The following is a 19628-nucleotide window of genomic DNA, read 5'->3' as shown; positions in this document are numbered from 1 at the left end:
CTATATGGGCTTACCGTTTCAACCAGTTGCGCGACGGCGCCGAGACGGAGTTCCGAACCACCAGATCCGGCCTCAGCAGGATTTCCGTTTCGGTCGGCCGGCCATCGGACAGAAGTTCCAGCAGCAGCGCCATTGCCTGCTTGCCGATTGCCGTTCTCGGCTGGCGGATGGTGGTCAACGGTGGGGATATGAAGACGGCCTGCGGCACGTCGTCGAAACCGGTCACCGAGAAATCCCGTGGAATGTCGTAGCCTCGCGCGCGGAGGCCGACCATGACGCCGATTGCCGTCTGGTCGTTGACGCACATGAAGGCGGTCGGAAGCGTGTCGCGCATGAAAAGCTGTTCGACCGCATGCCGCCCGCTTTCGATCGTGCCGTCACCTTCGAGCACGATCCTGGTGTCGGGTGGGATGCCGGCGGCGTCGAGGCCGGCATCGTAACCCATGCGCCGTCTGGTGTAGGCAAGCCGAGTGCGCGAATCGCCGATGAAAGCGATCTTGCGATGCCCTTCGGCCAGCAGCAGGTCCACCGCTTTGCGAGCACCCTCGGTATCGTCGACGCCGACATAGGGAATGCCGCCGTTGAAGACGGGCTCGAAAACGCCGACGCTCGGCGGCAGCCGCGCGGTCATGGTCTGATGACCAAAGGGCAGGATGCCGGTGAAGAGAATCAATCCGGCCGCTTGGTTGGAATTGAAGAATTTCAAATATTCCAGGCCGCGCTGGGCATCGTTCTGGGTGTGGCCGATCAGGATGCCGTAGCCATGCGCGCGCGCTTCGTTCTCCAGGCCGACGAGAATGTTGGAGAAATTCGGATCGCCGATATCGGGCGCCACGACGAGGATCATGTTGGAGCGGCCGAGCCTCAGGCTACGCGCCATGGCATTGGTCGTATAGCCGGTGATGGCGATCGCCTGGTTGACCTTTAGGCGGGTGGAGTTGGCGACCTTCTCCGGCATGTGGATTGCCCGGGAAACCGTCGCGATAGAGACCTCGGCGATCCGGGCGACGTCTTCGATGGTTGCGGGCGTGGAATTCGACACTTGGCTCTGCCTTGGGGCTGTCTTCGCCGCGACACTACACAGACTTGTCGAGAGGTCAAAGGCAGGCTTCAACTGATCTGTGTAAATCAACGATGTAAACCTTTACACGATCTATGTAAAGGTTTACATAAGGCTTCAGAGCGGATGGGATGCCGCTTTGGGAGGGTCAGATGACTGTGGAAGCTGCCGACACCGCACCTGTGGTGCTGTCCGCCAGGCGCATATGCAAATCCTTCAGTGGAGTGCAGGTCCTCTTCAGCGTGAACTTCGATCTCCGCGCCGGCGAAATCCATGCCCTTATGGGTGAAAATGGCGCCGGCAAATCCACGCTCGTCAAGGTTTTGTCCGGTTTCGAGCAGCCGAGTTCCGGTGAAATCCTGCTCGACGGCAAGCCCGTCGTGCTGCCGCCTAATGGCGCCGCCGAGGCGCTCGGCATCGTCATCATTCACCAGGAATTCAACCTCGCCGAACATCTGACCGTGACGGAGAGCCTCTTTCTCGGGCGCGAAGTCACGCGCTTCGGCATGCTCGACCGCAAATATATGCGGTCGGAGACACGCAAGGTTCTCGACGTGCTCGGTTCGCATGTCGATGAGAACGCGCTGGTCAGCACGCTTTCCATCGCCGACAAGCAAATGGTCGAAATCGCCAAAGCGATCAGCCGCGACGCGCGGGTGGTGTTCATGGACGAGCCGACCGCGGTGCTGTCGCGAGAAGAGACCAATATGCTGTTCAAGCAGGTTCGCAAGCTTCGCGACCAGGGTACCAGCTTCGTCTTCGTGTCCCACAAACTCGACGAGGTGATGGAATTGACCGACCGCGTCACGGTGCTGCGCGACGGCCAATGGATCAAGACTTCGCCGACGTCCATTCTGGACGGGGAATCGATCGCGCAGCTGATGGTCGGCCGCGAACTCTCCAGCCTCTATCCCGCTAAGGTCGAGCCCGATGTCGACGAGGAGGTCGTCCTCAGCGTCGCCTCGGTGTCGACGGGTTATGTGAATGATGCGAGCTTCGAGGTGCGCAAGGGTGAGATCATCGGTTTCTCAGGCATGATCGGCTCCGGCCGCACCGAGCTGATGGAAGCGATCGCCGGGTTGCGAACCCGTCTCGAGGGCGAGGTGGTCATCAAGGGGGAAACGGTTCCCTCCGGCGACGTGCATGCCGCCAATCGCTGCGGGCTCGCCTACATGACCAAGGACCGCAAGTCGAAGGGCCTCTTGCTGCGCTCCGGCATGGTCACCAATCTGACATTGCAATCGCTCGGCAGGCACGCGCGTCACGGCTATCTCAGCCCGGGCAGCGAGGCGGCCGCGATGGCAAAGGCCAAGCGTCGTTTCGATATCAGGGTTCGCGACGGCAATATCGTCGCCGGCCGGATGTCGGGGGGAAACCAGCAGAAGCTGCTGCTCGCCAAGGTCATGGAGACCGATCCTGATATCATCATCATCGACGAGCCGACGCGCGGCATCGATGTCGGCACCAAGCAGCAGATCTATCATTTCATCTCGGCGCTCGCCCGGGACGGCCGGTCGATCATCGTCGTGTCGTCGGAGATGCCGGAGGTCATCGGCCTCTGCACCAGAGTGGCGGTGATGCGCGAAGGGCGTATCGTCGGCGTGCTCGAAGGAGACGAGATTTCCGAACAGGAGATCATGCGATACGCCGCCGGGCTCAAGAGGAAGGCGGCCGCCTGAGGGCTAGCAGGGCTTTGCCTGATCAGAACGATAGATAAGATTCCCAGAAAATATGGGACGGGAGGTTGGTTTTGGAAATGAGTGTCAACGAGGAGACCAGGGAAATCCGGCGCCGATCCTGGCGGGATGTCGACCTGCGTGCGGTCGCGCCCTTCGTCGCCCTGGCGCTGCTGCTGATCGTCGGAGCCCTGGTCAATCCCAATTTCATCGGCATCACCAACCTTGCCAATGTCGCGACGCGCAGTGCCTTCATCGCCATCATCGCGGTCGGTGCGACCTTCGTAATATCAGCAGGGGATCTCGATCTGTCGGTCGGCTCGATGGTGGCCTTCGTCGCCAGCCTGATGATCCTGCTGATGAATTCGGGCGCCATCGCAAACCCGGCTTTGATGCTCGTGGTCGCGGTCGTCTTCACCATCGTCGCCGGTTCGCTGTGCGGCCTGGCGAACGGCCTGATCACGACCGTCGGCAAGATCGAGCCGTTCATCGCAACGCTCGGCACAATGGGCATCTATCGCGGCCTGACGACATGGCTGTCGCAAGGCGGCGCGATCACGCTTCGCTCCGCCGATATCCAGACGCTCTATCGCCCTGCTTATTTCGGCAATGTCGCCGGCATACCAGTGCCGATCGTGGTGATCCTGGCGGTGACGGCAGTCGCGGCCTTCATCCTCTATCGCACCCGCTACGGGCGCCATGTCGTGGCTGTGGGATCAAACAGCGACGTTGCCCGCTATTCCGGTATTGCGGTCAACCGCGTGCGCACGATCGCGTTCGTCATCCAGGGACTGTGCGTTGCCATTGCCGTGCTGCTCTATGTTCCCAGGCTTGGGTCGACATCGGCGACGACGGGCATCCTGTGGGAGCTGCAGGCGATCACGGCCGTCGTCGTCGGCGGTACGGCGCTCAAGGGCGGCGCGGGCAGGGTCTGGGGCACGATCTGCGGCGCCTTCATTCTCGAACTGGTCGGCAACATCATGCTGCTTTCGAATTTCATCAGCGAGTATCTGATCGGCGCCATCCAGGGTGCGATCATCATTATCGCCATGTTCGTTCAGCGCTCGCTGGTGCGCAAATCATGAGTTGACCGGGCTTGCAATTGATCGGGCTTACAGGGCGTCCGGTCCCGATATGGAAAAGTCCCTGAAGTTATGGGAGGAAATAGCATGCGTAAATTAATGTTGGGCCTGGCGGTTGCGGCGGTGACGTTCGCCGGCGCCGCTCACGCCCAGGACAAGAAATTCACGATCGGCGTCTCCATTCCGGCCGCCGACCACGGCTGGACGTCGGGCGTGGTGTTCCATGCCGAACGCGTCGCCAAGCTGCTGATGGCCGAACATCCCGGTCTCAACGTCATCGTCAAAACTTCGCCGGACGCCGCAAGCCAGGCCAACGCCGTGCAGGATCTCGATACGCAGGGCATCGACGCCCTCGTCATCCTGCCGTCGGATCCGGATCCGCTCGTCAACGCCATCAAGGAAGTCAAGGGCAAGGGCAAGTTCGTCGCCCTCGTCGACCGCGCGCCGAGCAACAACGATAATTCCGTGCGCGACCTCTATGTCGCCGGCAACAATCCGGCTCTCGGCGAAGTCGCAGGCAAGTACATCAAGGACACCACGCCGGACGCCGAAGTGGTGGTCATCCGCGGTCTGCCGATCCCGATCGACCAGCAGCGCCAGGACGGCTTCGACAAGGGCATTGCCGGCTCGAACGTCAAGGTTCTCGACCGCCAGTACGGCAACTGGAACCGCGACGATGCCTTCAAGGTCATGCAGGACTACCTGACCAAGTACCAGAAGATCGACGTCGTCTGGTGCCAGGACGACGACATGGCCGTCGGCGTTCTGCAGGCGATCGAGCAGGCCAAGCGCACCGATATCAAGTATGTCGTCGCCGGCGCCGGCTCCAAGGACATGGTCAAGAAGGTCATGGACGGCGACAAGCTGATCCCGGTCGACGTTCTCTATCCGCCGGCAATGGTCGGCACGGCAATGGAGCTGACGGCTGCGGCCCTCTACGATCAGGTTCCGGTTCATGGCAGCTACATTCTCGATGCGACGCTCGTCACTAAGGAGAATGCCAAGGACTTCTATTTCCCGGATTCGCCGTTCTGATCGATTGACTGGAGATATGCGCCCATTCGAAAGGATGGGCGCATTTTATATGCTTCCACTACAGCGGCTAGCCGAAAATGCTGCACGTACCTCTTGCCCGTCAAAGCCCATCATGATTAGCTCGCAGCCATATCGCATTTGGCCTCGCGCCAAATTCGACGCAAGGGCGAGGAGGCGCCTTGCTCCCGCTAAATAGCGTGCTACAACACTTCAGAAACGTTTACGGTCGATATTCAGGGAGGAATCTGACATGAAGGCGATCAAGGGCCCCGGCCTTTTCCTTGGCCAGTTCGCGGGCGATACCGCGCCGTTCAACTCGTGGGACGCGATCACCAAATGGGCGGCCGACATCGGTTATAAGGGCGTCCAGGTGCCGACATGGGCCAGCCGGCTGATCGATCTCAAGAAGGCCGCCACGTCCAAGGATTATTGCGACGAATTCGCCGGCAAGGCCCGCGAAAACGGCATCGAGATCACCGAACTCTCTACCCATCTGCAAGGTCAGCTCGTCGCCGTTCACCCGGCCTATGACGAAGCCTTCGACGGGTTTGCGGCACCCGAGGTGCGGGGCAATCCGAAGGCGCGTCAGGAATGGGCGGTCGAGCAGGTCAAGATGGCGCTGACGGCATCCAAAAACCTCGGTCTCAAGGCGCATGCGACCTTTTCCGGCGCGCTTGCCTGGCCCTTCATCTATCCCTGGCCGCAGCGCCCTGCCGGTCTGGTCGAGACGGCCTTCGACGAACTCGCCCGCCGCTGGACGCCGATCCTCAATCATGCGGATGAGAACGGCGTCGACGTCTGCTACGAGATCCATCCGGGCGAAGACCTGCATGACGGTATCACCTTCGAGATGTTCCTCGCGCGCGTGAAGAACCATCCGCGCGCCAACATGCTCTACGATCCCTCTCACTACGTCCTGCAGTGCCTCGATTATCTCGACAATATCGACATCTACAAGGACCGCATCAAGATGTTCCACGTCAAGGATGCGGAGTTCAATCCGACCGGGCGCCAGGGCGTTTATGGCGGCTATCAGGGCTGGGTGGAACGCGCCGGCCGCTTCCGCTCGCTCGGTGACGGTCAGGTCGATTTTGGCGCGGTGTTCTCGAAGATGACAGCGAATAATTTCGACGGCTGGGCCGTGGTCGAGTGGGAATGTGCGCTGAAGCATCCGGAGGATGGCGCCCGCGAAGGCGCCGAATTCGTTGCCGCCCATATCATCCGCGTCACCGAGAAAGCGTTCGACGATTTCGCCGGCAGCGGTACGGACCAAGCGGCGAACCGGCGGATGCTGGGGCTCTAACGCATAGGGGTACCGTGATGCTGCCCCTCACCCTAACCCTCTCCCCGTTTGGCGGGGAGAGGGGACTTGCCACACCAGACGGCAGAGATGGGCATAGACATCGCGGCATATCCCTTCTCCCCTTTGGCGGGGAGAAGGTGGCGGCAGCCGGATGAGGGGCCGCGTCCGCACCAAATTAAATTTCAGGAGGAATCATGGCAATCGAAGCATCATCCGAACAGACCCGCGAGCCGCGCATCCGGCTCGGTATGGTGGGCGGCGGCGCGGGCGCGTTCATCGGCGCGGTGCACCGTATCGCGGCACGCATCGACGATCAGTACGATCTCATCGCCGGCGCGCTGTCGTCGACGCCTGATAAGGCGATCGCATCCGGCCGCGACCTCGGCCTCGATCCGTCGCGGACCTATTCCAGCTATCGCGAGATGGCGATCCGCGAGGCGAAGCTGAAGAACGGTATCGAGGCGGTGGCGATCGTCACGCCGAACCATGTGCACTACGATGCAGCCAAGGAATTCCTGAAGCGCGGCATCCATGTCATCTGCGACAAGCCGCTGACGTCAAACCTTGCCGATGCGAAGAAGCTGAAGAAGATCGCCGACGAGAGCGGCGCACTCTTCGTGCTGACGCATAATTACACCGGTTATCCGATGGTCCGCCAGGCGCGCGAGATGATCGCGAATGGCGAACTCGGCGATATAAGAGTCGTCCAGGCCGAATATCCGCAGGACTGGCTGACGGAAGCGGTGGAGCAAACCGGCCAGAAACAGGCCGCATGGCGCACCGATCCGGCGCAGTCCGGCGTCGGCGGCTCGACCGGCGATATCGGCACGCATGCCTATAATCTCGCCTCCTTCATATCGGGCCTGGAACTCGACAGCCTCGCCGCCGATCTCGATAGCTTCGTTCCCGGCCGCCGGCTGGACGATAATGCGCATGTCATGCTGCGCTTCAAGGCGAAGGGCTCGGAGAAGCCGGCCAAGGGCATGCTCTGGTGCAGCCAGGTGGCGCCCGGCCATGAAAACGGCCTGATGGTGCGTGTCTACGGCACCAAGGGCGGGCTGGAATGGACTCAGAAGGACCCGAACTACTTGTGGTACACGCCTTTCGGCGAGCCGAAGCGGCTGATCACTCGCGGCGGCGCCGGTTCAGGCGCGGCTGCCGGCCGTGTCACGCGCGTGCCATCAGGGCATCCGGAAGGTTATCTCGAAGCCTTTGCGACGATCTATACGGAAGCCGCGCATGCAATCAACGCCCGCAAGAAGGGTAAGGCCGTCGACAAGGTAGTGGTCTATCCCACAGTCGATGACGGCGTGAAGGGTGTGGCTTTCGTCGAAGCCTGCGTCGCGTCTTCCAAGAAGAACGGCGCCTGGGTCAAGGTCTGAATTGCCGATCTGGATTGCGCCATGAAAGCGCCGAGGCGGGGTCAAGCCGCCTCGGCATTTGCTTATTTGGTCAGGCAGTAGCAGTGCGGCCGCGCTTGAGCAGGCTGTCTACGCTCAACGGTCCGGCTCCCGCCGCCACCAGATAGAGAAACACGAAGCAGAACAGGATCGCCGCGACGCCGCCGTTCTGCGCAGGGTAGATGCCCTTCGATGCATGCCCGATGAAATAGGCGAAGGCCTCAGGCCCGAGAGCACGAAGGCTGCGATACGGGTCTGGAATCCGACGAGCACCAGGAAGCCGAAGGTGAGTTCGAGCAGTCCGGCAATCCAGGAGAGCGATCCCGCCGGCGGCACGCTTGCCGCAGCCGGAAAATGCAGGATCTTCTGTGTTCCGTAGCTGAAAAGCACGAGTGACGAGACGATGCGCAACAGGCTCAGCAGATGAGGCTGCAGCGAATGGACCGAAGAGAGCATTGGATTGCTTTCACATTTGTGATGCCATTTCCCGTGTAAGGATCTCGGTCTCAACGGCCAAGTCACGACTGCTGACATTGCCGTTTGATGTCGGCTGCGCGGTAAAGGAAGGGCGGTTGCAGCTGTTCTGGCTTCCCTCCTGCAACGTTGCAGTTTTTCTCGCCGTCAGCCTGTACTTTGCCTTCAGGCTTGGCTAAATCCGGCGCAAACGGCTCAACCTGAGAGATAGGACTTGCAGATGATCGATCCGAAGAAACTCGCGGAACGCTTTCCCGGCGACTTCACTTTCGGCGTTGCCACCGCTGCCTTCCAGATTGAAGGCGCCAGCAAAGCCGATGGCCGCAAGCCATCCATCTGGGATGCTTTCTGCAATATGCCCGGCCGCGTCCACAATCGCGATAACGGCGATATCGCCTGCGATCACTACAATCGCCTGGAACAGGACCTCGATCTCATCAAGGAGATGGGTGTCGAAGCCTACCGGTTCTCGATTGCCTGGCCGCGCATTATCCCCGACGGCACGGGTCCGGTGAACGAGGCCGGCCTCGATTTCTACGATCGGCTGGTCGACGGCTGCAAGGCGCGCGGCATCAAGACCTTCGCGACGCTCTACCACTGGGATCTGCCTCTGTTGCTCGCCGGCGAAGGCGGCTGGACGGCGCGCTCGACCGCCTATGCGTTTCAGCGTTATGCCAAGACGGTGATGAACCGCCTTGGCGACCGCCTCGACCGGGTCGCGACCTTCAACGAACCCTGGTGCATCGTCTGGCTCAGCCACCTCTATGGCATCCATGCTCCGGGCGAGCGCAACATGCAGGCCGCCCTTCACGCCATGCATTACATGAACCTCGCCCACGGCCTCGGCGTCGAGGCGGTTCGCTCGGAAGCCCCTGGCGTGCCCGTCGGGCTTGTGCTCAACGCCGCCTCGATCATTCACGGCTCCGACAGCCCGGCCGATCTTGCCGCCGGCGAGCGTGCGCATCAGTTCCACAACGGCGCGTTCTTCGATCCTGTCTTCAAGGGCGAATATCCGAAGGAATTCGTCGAGGCGCTCGGCGACCGCATGCCCGTCGTCGAGGATGGCGACCTGAAGCTGATCAGCCAGAAACTCGATTGGTGGGGCCTGAACTACTACAAGCCCGAGCGCGTCACCGACGACGCCGAACGCAAGGGCGATTTCCCCTGGACGGTGGAAGCGGCGCCGGCAAGCGACGTCAAGACTGATATCGGCTGGGAAATCTATGCGCCTGGCCTGAAACTCTCGATAGAGGATCTCTACCGTCGCTACGAACTGCCGGAATGCTACATCACAGAGAACGGCGCCTGCGACAACACCGATGTCGTCGACGGCGAGGTCGACGACACGATGCGCCTCGACTATGTCGGCGATCACCTCGACATCGTTGCCGGTCTCATCAAGGACGGCTATCCCCTACGCGGCTACTTCGCCTGGAGTCTGATGGACAATTTCGAATGGGCGGAAGGCTATCGCATGCGCTTCGGCCTCGTGCATGTCGACTATCAGACCCAGGTACGCACGGTGAAGAAGAGCGGCAAATGGTACCGCGAACTTGCGGCCCAATTTCCGAAGGGCAATCACACGCCGGGTTAGGGGCGCGCCTTCCGACGGCTGCAGGCACAAAAATAGCGCGTCAGAAAGCTGCAACAGGCGGTTGCTTAAACGTTTTTGAACCGTTGACTGGCAAAGTCCGACGGTCAGGGAGCCGTAATGCAGACAGTCGGAAAGTCGCAGAGCAAGGGATTGGGAATAGGCCGTCACATCACCGTTACCGGCGTGCTTTTCTCCTTCGCGGTCATCGTCGCCGTCGTCACCGTCATGGTGCTGACTGCGCTCGAACGCGTGACCGAAAACGCCAATCTCCTCGATGACGAGCGCTCGCGCGAAACGACGATCGGCGCGGTGAAGACATTCGAGGATCAGCTCGGCGCGACGCTGGACGATTATGCCGCCTGGGACGATGCCGCCGCCAACGTCTACGCGCCGGACGGTATGGCCTGGACGGTGAGCAATTACGGCGAGATGTCGGTCAATAGCTCGCTGTTTGACATGGCGATCGTCGTCGATGGCGAGAAGAAGGCGATCATGACCTATCGCGACGGCAAACCGATGGAGGAGCCGCTCACGGATTTCTTCGCGCCGTCGCTCTGGATCCTGCTCGACAGAGTGAAGGCGGTCGGCCCGGCCGATCGTCCTCAAGCGGTGGGTTTCGTTACCACCAAACGGGGCATTGCCGCTGTCGGCGTGGCATTGGTGCGGGAAAAGTCCGGTGCGCTGGATGCGCCCGCCGGCCAGCACCGCTATCTTATTTTCGCCCGCCATCTCGATGACGACAGAGTGACCGCGCTCGGCCAGACCTATGTCATCGGCGGGCTGAGGCTGGCGCCGCCGAGTTTTGCTGCCGACTATCGCGTACCCATCGTTGATCCGATGGGGGCAACGCTCGGCAAGCTCGTCTGGACTTCGCGTTCACCCGGCGATATCGCCTATGCGCAAGTGCGGCCGATGGTCATCCAGGCGCTCGGCCTCGTCGGATTGTTCTTCGTGGTGCTGCTGGTCATCGGCTGGCTTGCCGGCCGCCGCCTGAAAGCGGAGGAAAACAGCGCTCGCAAGGAAGCGCTGCGCGACAGACTGAGTGGTCTTTCCAATCGCGACGGCCTCGGGCTCGCCGTCGATCGTTTTGTCGTCGAGGCACGCCAGACCAAGCGCAACGTGCTGCTCCTCTACCTCGACCTCGATGGCTTCAAGGAGGTCAACGACAGCTATGGCCACGGCACCGGCGACCAGCTAATCCGGGCGGTCGCGGCCGGGCTCGCTGTGCTCATTCCGCAGGGTGCGGTTCTCGCCCGCATCGGCGGCGACGAATTTGCGATCGCCTTTCTCTCCGACAGCGAGAATGCCGCCGCTCTGCAGTTGGCCGAGCAGATCCTCGATTTTCTTGTCGAGCCGCTGGAGATCGGTCGCCGTGTCGTCGTCGTCGGGGCAAGCATCGGCATCGCCATGTCGCCTTCCGGCGCGATTGGGCGTGAGGAACTGGTGCGCCGCTCCGACCTTGCCATGTACAAGGCGAAGGAGGCCGGCCGCGCGCGCATGATGCTCTACGATCCGTCGATGGATGCGGATCGGGAGCAGCGCAATGCGCTGGAACTCGATCTCCGGATCGCTATCGAAAGCGGCGACCTGACGCTCGCCTACCAGCCGCTGATCGATGCGGCGACGCATGCGATGACCGGCGTCGAGGCATTGGTGCGCTGGAACCGTCCGGGCCATGGTCCCGTCTCGCCTGAGCTGTTCATCCCGATCGCCGAGACCAGCGGCCTCATCGAATCGCTTGGCTTGTTCGTGTTGCGCAAAGCCTGCGAGACGGCCAAACAATGGCCGAACCTCAACGTCTCGGTCAACGTCTCGCCCGGCCAGTTCCGCAATCCCGCGTTTACCGACTATGTGCGCTACGTGCTGAAGCAGACGGAGATCGAGGCCGGTCGCATCACGCTGGAGATCACCGAAGGCTACATGATCCAGAACCCGCAGCGCACCCGCCAGTCGATCGAACGGTTGAAGGGGCTGGGGGTCAAGGTGGCGCTCGACGATTTCGGTTCCGGCTTCTCCTCGATCGGTTATCTCAGGCAGTTCGGTTTCGACCGCATCAAGATCGACCGCTCGCTGGTCTTGGGCGTGAACGACAAACGCCAGCGCGAGATGCTGCAGGCGACGGTGGCGCTCGCCCGCTCGCTCGATATTCCGGTGACGGCCGAAGGCATCGAGACCGAGGAGCAGGCGATAGCCATGCGCCTTTTCGGCTGCGACTGCCTGCAGGGCTATTGGTTCGGAAAGCCTATGACATCAGATCTCATCACCGAGATGCTGAATGAGCAACGTGCAGCGCAGCCGGAAGCTCGGCGATGCATCGGCGCAGCCTGACCGGCGGCCCCGACCCTCAAACAGCAAGGCTGACCCCAACAGAATCCCGGCTCAACTGCCGATATGTCGCTGGCCGCGCTTTTTCGCGAGGGCTATCTGGTGCTGCCGCTGACGGTAACGCAGCCGGTCTTCTTCCGTGCGCGTATGATAGCAGTGACTGCAGGAAACCCCCTCTTCGTAAAGCGGGGAGGTGATTTCTTCCGCGGTGATCGGGTTCCGGCAGGCGTGGCACAGCCGGTGTTCGCCTTGCTTCAGCCCGTGCTCGACGGAGACGCGCTCGTCGAAAACGAAGCAGGCGCCGTCCCAGAGACTTTCCTCCTGCGGCACTTCTTCGAGATATTTCAGGATGCCGCCCTTCAGATGATAGACCTCGTCGAAACCCTCAGCCTTCATGAAAGCGGTGGCCTTCTCGCAACGTATGCCGCCGGTGCAGTACATGGCGACCTTCGGCTTGTTGTGCAGGCTGGTATTGTTGCGCACCCAATCGGGAAATTCACGGAAAGTCTTGGTCTTCGGGTCGAGCGCGCCGCGAAAGATGCCGATTGCCGTCTCGTAATCGTTGCGGGTGTCGATGACGATGGTATCAGGATCGGAAATCAAAGCGTTCCAGTCCTTGGCCGCCACATAGGTGCCGACCACCTTGTTGGGGTCGATGTCCTCGACGCCCATGGTGACGATTTCCTTCTTGAGCTTCACCTTCATGCGCAGGAAGGGCATTTTCGAGGCGCGGCTTTCCTTGTGCTCCAGGCCCGAAAATTCCGGCTGGACGCGCAGGAAGGCGAGCGCGGCGTGAATGCCGGCATCCGGGCCTGCGATCGTGCCGTTAATGCCTTCATGCGCCAGAAGCAGCGTTCCCTTGACGCCGTTCTCCTCGCAAAGCGTCTGCAGCGGCGCTTGCAGGCTGGCAAAGCGCGGCACGGAAACGAAATGGTAAAGTGCGGCCACGAGAAACGGGCTGGTGTGTGTCAGGCTGTCGGTCATGGGCCGGAAATACAGAAAATCGGCGGGCCGCGCAATTGCCTTCACCAGCGGCGGCCTTGATCCCTGACCGATTACGCTCGCGCCTGCCACGCGGAAAACGGCCGCACGCCGAAGCTCCGGTCGGGGATGTCGTCGAGAACGTTGATGAACTCGATCGAGTGCCCGTCCGGATCCTTGAAATAGATCGACAGCGCCGGCATCCAGCCGAGAACCACCGGTTCCGTCACCGGTTCACCGGCAAAGCCGAGAGGTTCCACACCTTTTGCCCTGAGAATGGCGGGCGCTTGCAGCACGCCGCTGGCGGTCATGCGGAAGGCGATATGCAGCCGCATCTTCATCGGTCCGGTTCCTGTTTCCCAAAGGCCGAGCATGCCGGTCTTCCTGTCGTCCACCCAGAGGAAAGCAACTTTACGCTCCTCGAATGAGGCGGCAGTTTCGAGCCCGACGACATCGCGGTAGAAATCCGCGGAGGTCTTGAGATCGGCAACGGTCAGATGGGTCTCGTAGAGCCCGAGCACCTTCGGCATCGTGGTATTTTCGGCGGTCATTTTTTCCTCGCGGATCAAGTCGTTAGCTTGTTCGACCACCGCAGGCTAGGACCTCAAGTTTGGTTGAGGTCAACGGGTTTCCTCGCGAAATCTTCAGATGCTGAAGCAATCGGAAATGCAGAGCAGCGCAGAAGCACTTCCGGTTTCGCCGCCTCTCAACTCCCGGCCATCAGCCAGAGAAGCTCGATGCGTTGGGCTTCCTCGTCGGCATCGTCGGCGAAGACTGCTTCGGCTTTGATCAGCGCTTGCCGTCGGTCTTCCTGCTGGCGGAAGATGATGATGTCGAGCAGATGCGCAAGATCATCATTGCGGGTGAAGAGCTGCGGTTCGGACTCGACCAGTTCGGAGAGCACGGTGAGATCGTGGATGTGGCCGAGATCCTCGACGAGCTCCTTGGCCGCATCGCGTTTGGCCTTCATCGCGCCCGGCCAGACGTCACGCAAAAGGGCATGGTAGAGCCGATAGTCGTAGGTGCGTTTGCGCAAAGTATGGAAATCATCGGCCGATGCCTCGCCGTGGCAAGCCGCAAGCGCGGCTTTGGCCTTGCGCGCAGTGCGGCGCCAGCTCTTCGCCAGCATGCGGGCATTCTTGCGATGGCCGCCATTGAACGAGACTTCATCCAGTGCGGCGATCGCCTCCTTCAGAGCGTCGGATGTTTCCGTCAGCCGCTGTTCCAGGCCGCTTTCGGCTTCCGCCATCCATTCACGGCGTCCTTCGAGAATGTTGACGATGCGGCCGAGCGCCTCGTTCTCCTCGTTCCCGCGTGCCGAGTGCTGCAGATATTGCCCGGTGCCGATCAGGGCGGCAGCGTCGCGGATCGCCGAAAGCGAATGTGCGGCATCGCGCAGCCTTGCATTTTCATGGGTCTGGAAATCCGGAACCTCGCGGGCCACGAGGCGGTAGAGCGACCGTAGTCGTTTCAGGTTCTTGCGGAAGGAATGGATTGCCTCGTGCGCGCCGTCCGGCCGCTTCTCGAGAACCGTGACGGCGTGTTCCAGCTGCTCGATGGCGACCTTGCGAAACGCCTCGGTAAAATCGGCGTCAGGCCGAATGCGATAGGCCATGCCTGTCGTGCCCGTATTCTGTGGCAAGGGCCTGATTGGAATATCGGAAATCGCCGGTCACCTCGCGGCCGAGCCAGGTGGGCAGCGCCGGACTGTCGGTCTCGGCCGTCATCTCCACCTCGGCGATCACCAATCCGCGGTGCTCGCCGGCAAAAACGTCAACCTCCCAGACGAAGCCCTCATGTGGAACGCGGTGGCGCGTCTTCTCGATGACGACGCCGATGGCTGCCTGCAACAGCTCCTCGGCGTCGGCGATCGGGATGTCGTATTCGAATTCGTCACGGGTGATGGCGCTGCGGCCGATCTTGATCGTCAGTTTCGCTTTCCTGCCGTCGAGGATGCGCACCCGCACGGAACGATCGTCCATCGACGCGATGTAACCCTGTCTGAGGACAGACTTCGTCTCGACGGCGGAACGCCATCCATCGCTGCGTACAAGAAACTTCCGCTCGATCTCTTTCGCCATACCGGTGAACCTTTTGTGACGATTGCGGCACGGTAGCCCAATTTCCACGCATTTCATACCCTTCTCGGCATGCGGTCCGGTTTTATCTCGACAAGGTTCCGCAGGGGCGTTATTCGGGTCCGAATTCAATCGTTTCAAGGAGGTCGCGTGACCATGGGCGAGAAAACAGAGAAACTCCTTTCCATCCTGAAACTCCAGCCTGTCGTTCCGGTCTTGATCGTCGACGATGCGAAGACGGCGGTGCCGCTGGCTCGCGCGCTCGTCGCAGGCGGTCTGAAGGCGATCGAGATCACCATGCGCACCCCGGCGGCACTCGAGGCCGTGCGCGCCGTCGCCGCAGAGGTCGAGGGCGCCGAAGTCGGCGCCGGCACGATCCTCAATGTCGCTCATTGGGAAGCCGCCGTCGCGGCCGGTTCGAAGTTCATCGTTAGCCCGGGTACGACGCAGGAACTGCTCGATGCCGCCGCCGATTCCGACGTGCCGCTGCTTCCAGGGGCTGCGACCGCCAGCGAAGTCATGGCGCTGCGCGAGGAAGGCTACCAGGTGCTGAAGTTCTTCCCAGCGGAGCAGGCCGGTGGCGCCGCCTATCTCAAGGCGCTGTCCTCACCGCTTGCAGGCACGCTGTTCTGCCCGACCGGCGGCATTTCGCTGAAGAACGCCAATGATTATCTCTCGCTGCCGAACGTTATCTGCGTCGGCGGCTCGTGGGTGGCGCCGAAAGAACTGGTCGCGGCCGGCGACTGGGCTGGCATTACCAAACTCGCGGCAGAAGCGGCGGCGCTGAAGGCCTAAACCTTTGTTCGGTGGGGGGACACCCCCTCTGTCCTGCCGGACATCTCCCCCACGAGGGGGGAGATCGGCAAGAGACCAGCTCTTTCTCCCGATCCGCCGCTTGAGCCAATTGTTTGAGGAAACCCTCACGCCCAGCCAATCTCCCTCCTCGTGGGGGAGATGCCCGGCAGGGCAGAGGGGGTGGCAACTCGGCACGTCGCATTTGTATTTCAGCCGTCGCAAACCTATGTTCTCCTCCAGCTTCAAACAGGGAGACGACGAGGAATGTTCGACGCAAAGAAGCTTCTCGACCAGTTCTTGGGTTCGCAGGTGCCGGGTCTCGGCGGCTCGGTCCGCGACAGGGCGGGCGATGCTATGCAGACGGCCAGGAACAATCCGCTGGCGACCGGCGCCATTGCTGCGGTGCTCCTCGGCACCAAGACCGGTCGTGGTCTTGCCGGCAATGCGCTGGCGGTTGGCGGTCTTGCCGCCATTGCCGGCCTCGGCTACCAGGCCTACAAGAATTACCAGGCGGGGCAGGCGCCCGCAGCCCCCTCGGATGCACCCTCGGCAAATAATCCGGTTCTCCTTCCGCCGCCTGCCGAATCCGGTTTCGGGCCGACGTCGCCTGCCGGCAGCAATGAATTCGTCCTGGTGCTGATCCGCGCGATGATCGCCGCCGCCAAGGCCGACGGCCATATCGACGATGCCGAACGCGCCCTCATCATGGAGAAGGTCAAGGCCGCCGACGTCAGCGGCGAGGCTGCGGCCTTCATCGAGAATGAACTCGCTTCGCCGACGGATATCGATGCGCTCGTTGCCGCCGCGACGACGGAAGAACAGCGCGTCGAGCTCTACACCGCCTCGCGGCTCACCATCGAGCCGGATTCGCGCGCCGAGCGCGGTTATCTCGATTTGCTTGCCGGCCGCCTCGGCCTTGCCGACCAGCTGGTCGACCATATCGAGGCGACGGTGTCGTCGGCCAAGACGACCTTGTCACAGTGACATCTAGGCCGGTTGCCTTTGCTGGGCGGCTGGCCTATCCACTCTTCGGAAAAGAGGAGTGAACATGCGCGATCTTGCAAATTTCAAGGGCTGCCCGGCGCCGAAGCCGGTCACGCTGAAGGGCCGCTTCGTTACCGTCGGGCCCTATCGGCGCGCGGAACATCTCGAGGCGCTGTGGGACGGGCTCGGCGGCATGGGCATCAACCCGCTGCTTCTCTATTTCGCACAGGATGATTTCTCCGGTATCGACGATTTCGCTAACTGGCTGGAAACCGTCAATACCAAGTCCGGCTGGCTCACCCACATCTTCCGCGACAACGCCACCGGCAAGATTGTCGGCATGGCGAATTACATGCGCGCCGACCCGGCAAACGGCGTCGTCGAGATCGGAGGGGTGGCGCACGGGGCCGAGATGAAGCGGTCGCCGCTGTCGACCGAGACGCATTACCTGATGGCCAAGCACGTCTTCGAGGATCTCGGCTACCGCCGCTACGAATGGAAATGCGACAATAACAACGAGGCGAGCAAGACGACGGCCGCGCGTTACGGCTTCAGCTTCGAAGGGGTCTTCCGCCAGCATATGATCTCCAAGCATCGCAACCGCGACACCGCCTGGTTCTCGATGATCGATGCCGAATGGCCGATGATCAACGATGCCTTCGAAGCATGGCTTTCGCCGGAGAATTTCGACGCCGAGGGCAACCAGATCCGTCGCCTGCAGGATATCCGCGCCGATCTCGAAAAGGAAAGGCTCGTATGAGCCCGGAAAGCCGCTCGCAGGCGACCGCCGCCGGCATCATCCTGCTCAGCGCCGCCCTCGTCATCTATTTCCTGCCGACCATCGTGCTGTGGATCGGCAATTTCTCGCCGACGCTGGCGATCGTCGTCGGCGTCTGCCTGATCATGGCGTTTTTTGCGGTCTTCTGGCTGCGGGCACGCTATCAGCGCGGCCGGGGAAAGTAAGTCTCCAGCATTGCGCAATTCCGGACGCAAAACCGCTGCGCACTTTTGCTGGAATTGCTCTAGCCCTGCAGCGAGGCCCCGAGCAGCAGGGCGCCCATCAGAATGACGAGCACGGCCCCGAGGATTTCGATGGCGTTGCCGATCCAGATCGAGGCGGTCGAGCCGCGTCCGGAGAGACGGACGGCTGCACTCTTGGCGGTGACGGCAAGTGTGGCAAGCAGGGAAACGGTGATCGCCGTGCCGAGCGACATGGCGGCGACCGAAAGCACGCCGCCGAGATAGAGCCCGTTCAAGAGCGAGAAGGTCATGACCAGAAGTGCGCCGGAGCAGGGGCGCAGACCAACGGCAACGATAGCCGACCAGGCCTCGCGGGCGCTGAATCTGTCGCCGCCAAGCAGGGCCGGGTCGGGCACATGGGCATTGCCGCAAGTCTCGCAGACCATGCCGGGAACGAAAGTGTGGCCGGCTTCCACAGCCTGCGCCTTGCCGTTGAAGGCATAGGCCTGGCGTTCGACGGCATTGTCCTTCCAGTCGAGCATCATGCTGACCGGGCCGGCAGGCGTCGCCATCAGCCGGCGGCGCGGCATATTGCCCGCCATCGAGCGCAGTTTTCGAAACAGCAGCCAGCCGCCGAACAGGATGACCATGACGAAGCTTGAGATCTCCATTGCGTGGGTCGCCTCCGTCAGCGTGATGCCGGTGCCGCGCAACACCAGCCAGGCGCCGCCGACCAGCGCCACCGCCACCAAGCCCTGGATGAAGGCAGAAATGAAGGAAATCACCACGCCGCGCTTCAGCTCGACCTCGTTGGCGATCATGTAGGAGGAGATGACCGCCTTGCCGTGGCCTGGGCCGGCGGCATGGAAGACGCCGTAGGCGAAGGACAGGCCGATCAGCGATGCCAGTTGCCATGGGTCTTGGCGCATCGCCTTCAAGGCGCCGGTCAGTGCCCGATAGAAGGTCTGCTGTTCATAATTCACATAGAGCAAAAGCGGTGCGAGCGGCCCGCCGGTCGGTTGGAAGCTCGGCTCTGCAGTGCCGATGCCGAGCGGCGACTGCGCATGGGCGAGGCTTGCAGCCGTTACCAGCGCAAGGATTGCAGCGGAAAGGATGAGGGACAGGCGTTTCGTCAGCATGTAACCTCCAGCCGGGTGGCGAAGAGTTTGGACATGTTGGTGCCGGTCGGATCGTTGAAGAAAGCGTCCGTCAGCGACTGTTTGTTTTGCGAGATCACCTCGTCGGCATCCGGCCGCACCACCTGATGTTTGCAGGATTTGAAGCCGTCTCCGACGATCGCCAGCTCGGTGTCGGTGGGAAAATCGATCGAGGTGTAGAGCGTCGGGTCATAGACGCCGAAGGTGAGCCTGCCCTTGAGCGGCATCTTCTCGACCGGCTTTACCGCGAAGAACATCAGCAGCTGGCCATCCTTGTAGTCGACATGGATGATGTCGGGCTTCTGGACGGTGATATTCTTCCCGTTGATCGTCAGGTTCATATAGTAATCGTAGTCGGCAAGCGATTGCTTCACCGTCTTTCCGACCTCAGCGAGTTCGTTCGGCTCCAGCTTCAGGTCGGTGTTCTTGTCGAAATCCATGACGACGGAGGACGAAAAGACCTCGTCGAAGCGCCAGACATTGCGCAGTTCCTCGACACTGCCGTCCTTGCCGGCCACGACTTCGAGGCGGGCTTCCACGAAGATGTGCGGATGGGCAAAGGCGGCGGCCGGCGCCAGCGAAAGAAGCGCGGCGATCAGTATCGTCGAATGTTTCATTTATTCCGCTGCTCTGTTCGGTGACCCTGACTTCTTGCCAGAAATTGGGACGGAATTGGGACCGGCTTCACTGTGGATCCCCGATCGTCGCCGTCCGATCGTCTCAG

18 protein-coding genes and 1 pseudogene are annotated in these 19628 nt (G+C 61.6%); 11 read left to right on the top strand and 8 right to left on the bottom strand.

Translation table 11 applies throughout. The features are described 5' to 3' along the window. Positions 1-10: 10 nt before the first annotated feature. The gene (locus N2A41_RS18805) at positions 11-1042 is read right to left on the bottom strand and encodes a LacI family DNA-binding transcriptional regulator (RefSeq protein WP_260109452.1); all 1032 of its coding nucleotides are present in this window, start codon (positions 1040-1042) and stop codon (positions 11-13) included. Positions 1043-1212: 170 nt separating this feature from the next. Here N2A41_RS18805 and N2A41_RS18800 point away from each other — a divergent pair, with 170 nt between their 5' ends. The 5 genes from N2A41_RS18800 (at position 1213) to N2A41_RS18780 (ending at position 7538) form a co-directional block, all read left to right on the top strand. Further along, complete coding sequence (locus N2A41_RS18800; protein WP_170259864.1) at positions 1213-2739, top strand: sugar ABC transporter ATP-binding protein; 1527 nt, start codon at positions 1213-1215, stop codon at positions 2737-2739. A gap of 77 nt (positions 2740-2816) precedes the next feature. Continuing rightward, entirely contained in the window at positions 2817-3821 is a 1005-nt protein-coding gene (locus N2A41_RS18795) for an ABC transporter permease (protein WP_162119369.1), read from the top strand. Between the two features lie 84 nt (positions 3822-3905). After that, a complete protein-coding gene (locus N2A41_RS18790; RefSeq protein ID WP_017967943.1) occupies positions 3906-4853 on the top strand; it encodes a substrate-binding domain-containing protein in 948 nt (315 codons plus the stop codon). 250 nt (positions 4854-5103) lie between these two features. Beyond that, positions 5104-6156: a sugar phosphate isomerase/epimerase family protein gene (locus N2A41_RS18785; protein WP_260109451.1), complete on the top strand. Its 1053-nt coding sequence runs from the start codon at positions 5104-5106 to the stop codon at positions 6154-6156. 194 nt (positions 6157-6350) lie between these two features. Continuing rightward, positions 6351-7538, top strand: coding sequence for a Gfo/Idh/MocA family protein (locus tag N2A41_RS18780; protein ID WP_170259862.1), 1188 nt, complete (start codon positions 6351-6353; stop codon positions 7536-7538). Between the two features lie 70 nt (positions 7539-7608). Here the strand turns inward: N2A41_RS18780 and N2A41_RS18775 are convergent. Then, positions 7609-8012 (bottom strand): annotated as a pseudogene (locus N2A41_RS18775) (DoxX family protein). 238 nt (positions 8013-8250) lie between these two features. Here N2A41_RS18775 and N2A41_RS18770 point away from each other — a divergent pair. Next, positions 8251-9624, top strand: coding sequence for a GH1 family beta-glucosidase (locus N2A41_RS18770; protein WP_170259861.1), 1374 nt, complete (start codon positions 8251-8253; stop codon positions 9622-9624). 117 nt (positions 9625-9741) lie between these two features. Further along, a complete protein-coding gene (locus N2A41_RS18765; protein ID WP_170259860.1) occupies positions 9742-11952 on the top strand; it encodes a bifunctional diguanylate cyclase/phosphodiesterase in 2211 nt (736 codons plus the stop codon). Positions 11953-12003: 51 nt separating this feature from the next. Here N2A41_RS18765 and trhO read toward each other — a convergent pair whose 3' ends face one another. The 4 genes from trhO to N2A41_RS18745 all read right to left on the bottom strand — a co-directional run bounded on the left by trhO (position 12004) and on the right by N2A41_RS18745 (position 15011). Further along, positions 12004-12933: an oxygen-dependent tRNA uridine(34) hydroxylase TrhO gene (gene trhO, locus N2A41_RS18760; RefSeq protein WP_170259859.1), complete on the bottom strand. Its 930-nt coding sequence runs from the start codon at positions 12931-12933 to the stop codon at positions 12004-12006. 71 nt (positions 12934-13004) lie between these two features. Then, complete coding sequence (locus tag N2A41_RS18755) at positions 13005-13481, bottom strand: VOC family protein (protein ID WP_170259858.1); 477 nt, start codon at positions 13479-13481, stop codon at positions 13005-13007. A 155-nt stretch (positions 13482-13636) separates the two neighbouring features. Continuing rightward, positions 13637-14545: a CHAD domain-containing protein gene (locus tag N2A41_RS18750; RefSeq protein WP_170259857.1), complete on the bottom strand. Its 909-nt coding sequence runs from the start codon at positions 14543-14545 to the stop codon at positions 13637-13639. Next, on the bottom strand, positions 14523-15011 hold the full coding sequence (locus tag N2A41_RS18745) for a CYTH domain-containing protein (protein ID WP_170257572.1): 489 nt from the start codon (positions 15009-15011) through the stop codon (positions 14523-14525). The genes N2A41_RS18750 and N2A41_RS18745 overlap by 23 nt, the downstream gene beginning before the upstream one ends. A 153-nt stretch (positions 15012-15164) precedes the next feature. Here N2A41_RS18745 and N2A41_RS18740 point away from each other — a divergent pair, with 153 nt between their 5' ends. The 4 genes from N2A41_RS18740 (at position 15165) to N2A41_RS18725 (ending at position 17750) form a co-directional block, all read left to right on the top strand. Beyond that, entirely contained in the window at positions 15165-15803 is a 639-nt protein-coding gene (locus N2A41_RS18740) for a 2-dehydro-3-deoxy-phosphogluconate aldolase (RefSeq protein ID WP_018483505.1), read from the top strand. 264 nt (positions 15804-16067) lie between these two features. Next, positions 16068-16787, top strand: a complete 720-nt coding sequence (locus N2A41_RS18735) for a tellurite resistance TerB family protein (RefSeq protein WP_170259856.1) — start codon at positions 16068-16070, stop codon at positions 16785-16787. Between the two features lie 64 nt (positions 16788-16851). After that, positions 16852-17547, top strand: coding sequence for a GNAT family N-acetyltransferase (locus N2A41_RS18730; RefSeq protein WP_170259855.1), 696 nt, complete (start codon positions 16852-16854; stop codon positions 17545-17547). Next, the gene (locus N2A41_RS18725) at positions 17544-17750 is read left to right on the top strand and encodes a hypothetical protein (RefSeq protein ID WP_017967931.1); all 207 of its coding nucleotides are present in this window, start codon (positions 17544-17546) and stop codon (positions 17748-17750) included. The genes N2A41_RS18730 and N2A41_RS18725 overlap by 4 nt, the downstream gene beginning before the upstream one ends. Before the next feature lie 59 nt (positions 17751-17809). On the opposite strand, the gene N2A41_RS18720 is transcribed toward N2A41_RS18725, so the two are convergent. Then, entirely contained in the window at positions 17810-18886 is a 1077-nt protein-coding gene (locus N2A41_RS18720) for a nickel/cobalt transporter (RefSeq protein ID WP_260109450.1), read from the bottom strand. Then, positions 18880-19521 (bottom strand): DUF1007 family protein, encoded by a 642-nt coding sequence (locus N2A41_RS18715; RefSeq protein WP_170259854.1) that lies wholly within the window; start codon positions 19519-19521, stop codon positions 18880-18882. Before N2A41_RS18715 ends, N2A41_RS18720 begins: the two co-directional genes overlap by 7 nt. Between the last annotated feature and the right edge of the window lie 107 nt (positions 19522-19628).

This window comes from Rhizobium sp. SRDI969, assembly GCF_025152725.1.
Lineage (GTDB): Bacteria > Pseudomonadota > Alphaproteobacteria > Rhizobiales > Rhizobiaceae > Rhizobium > Rhizobium leguminosarum_I.
This window is presented reverse-complemented; position numbering and strand designations above follow the sequence as displayed.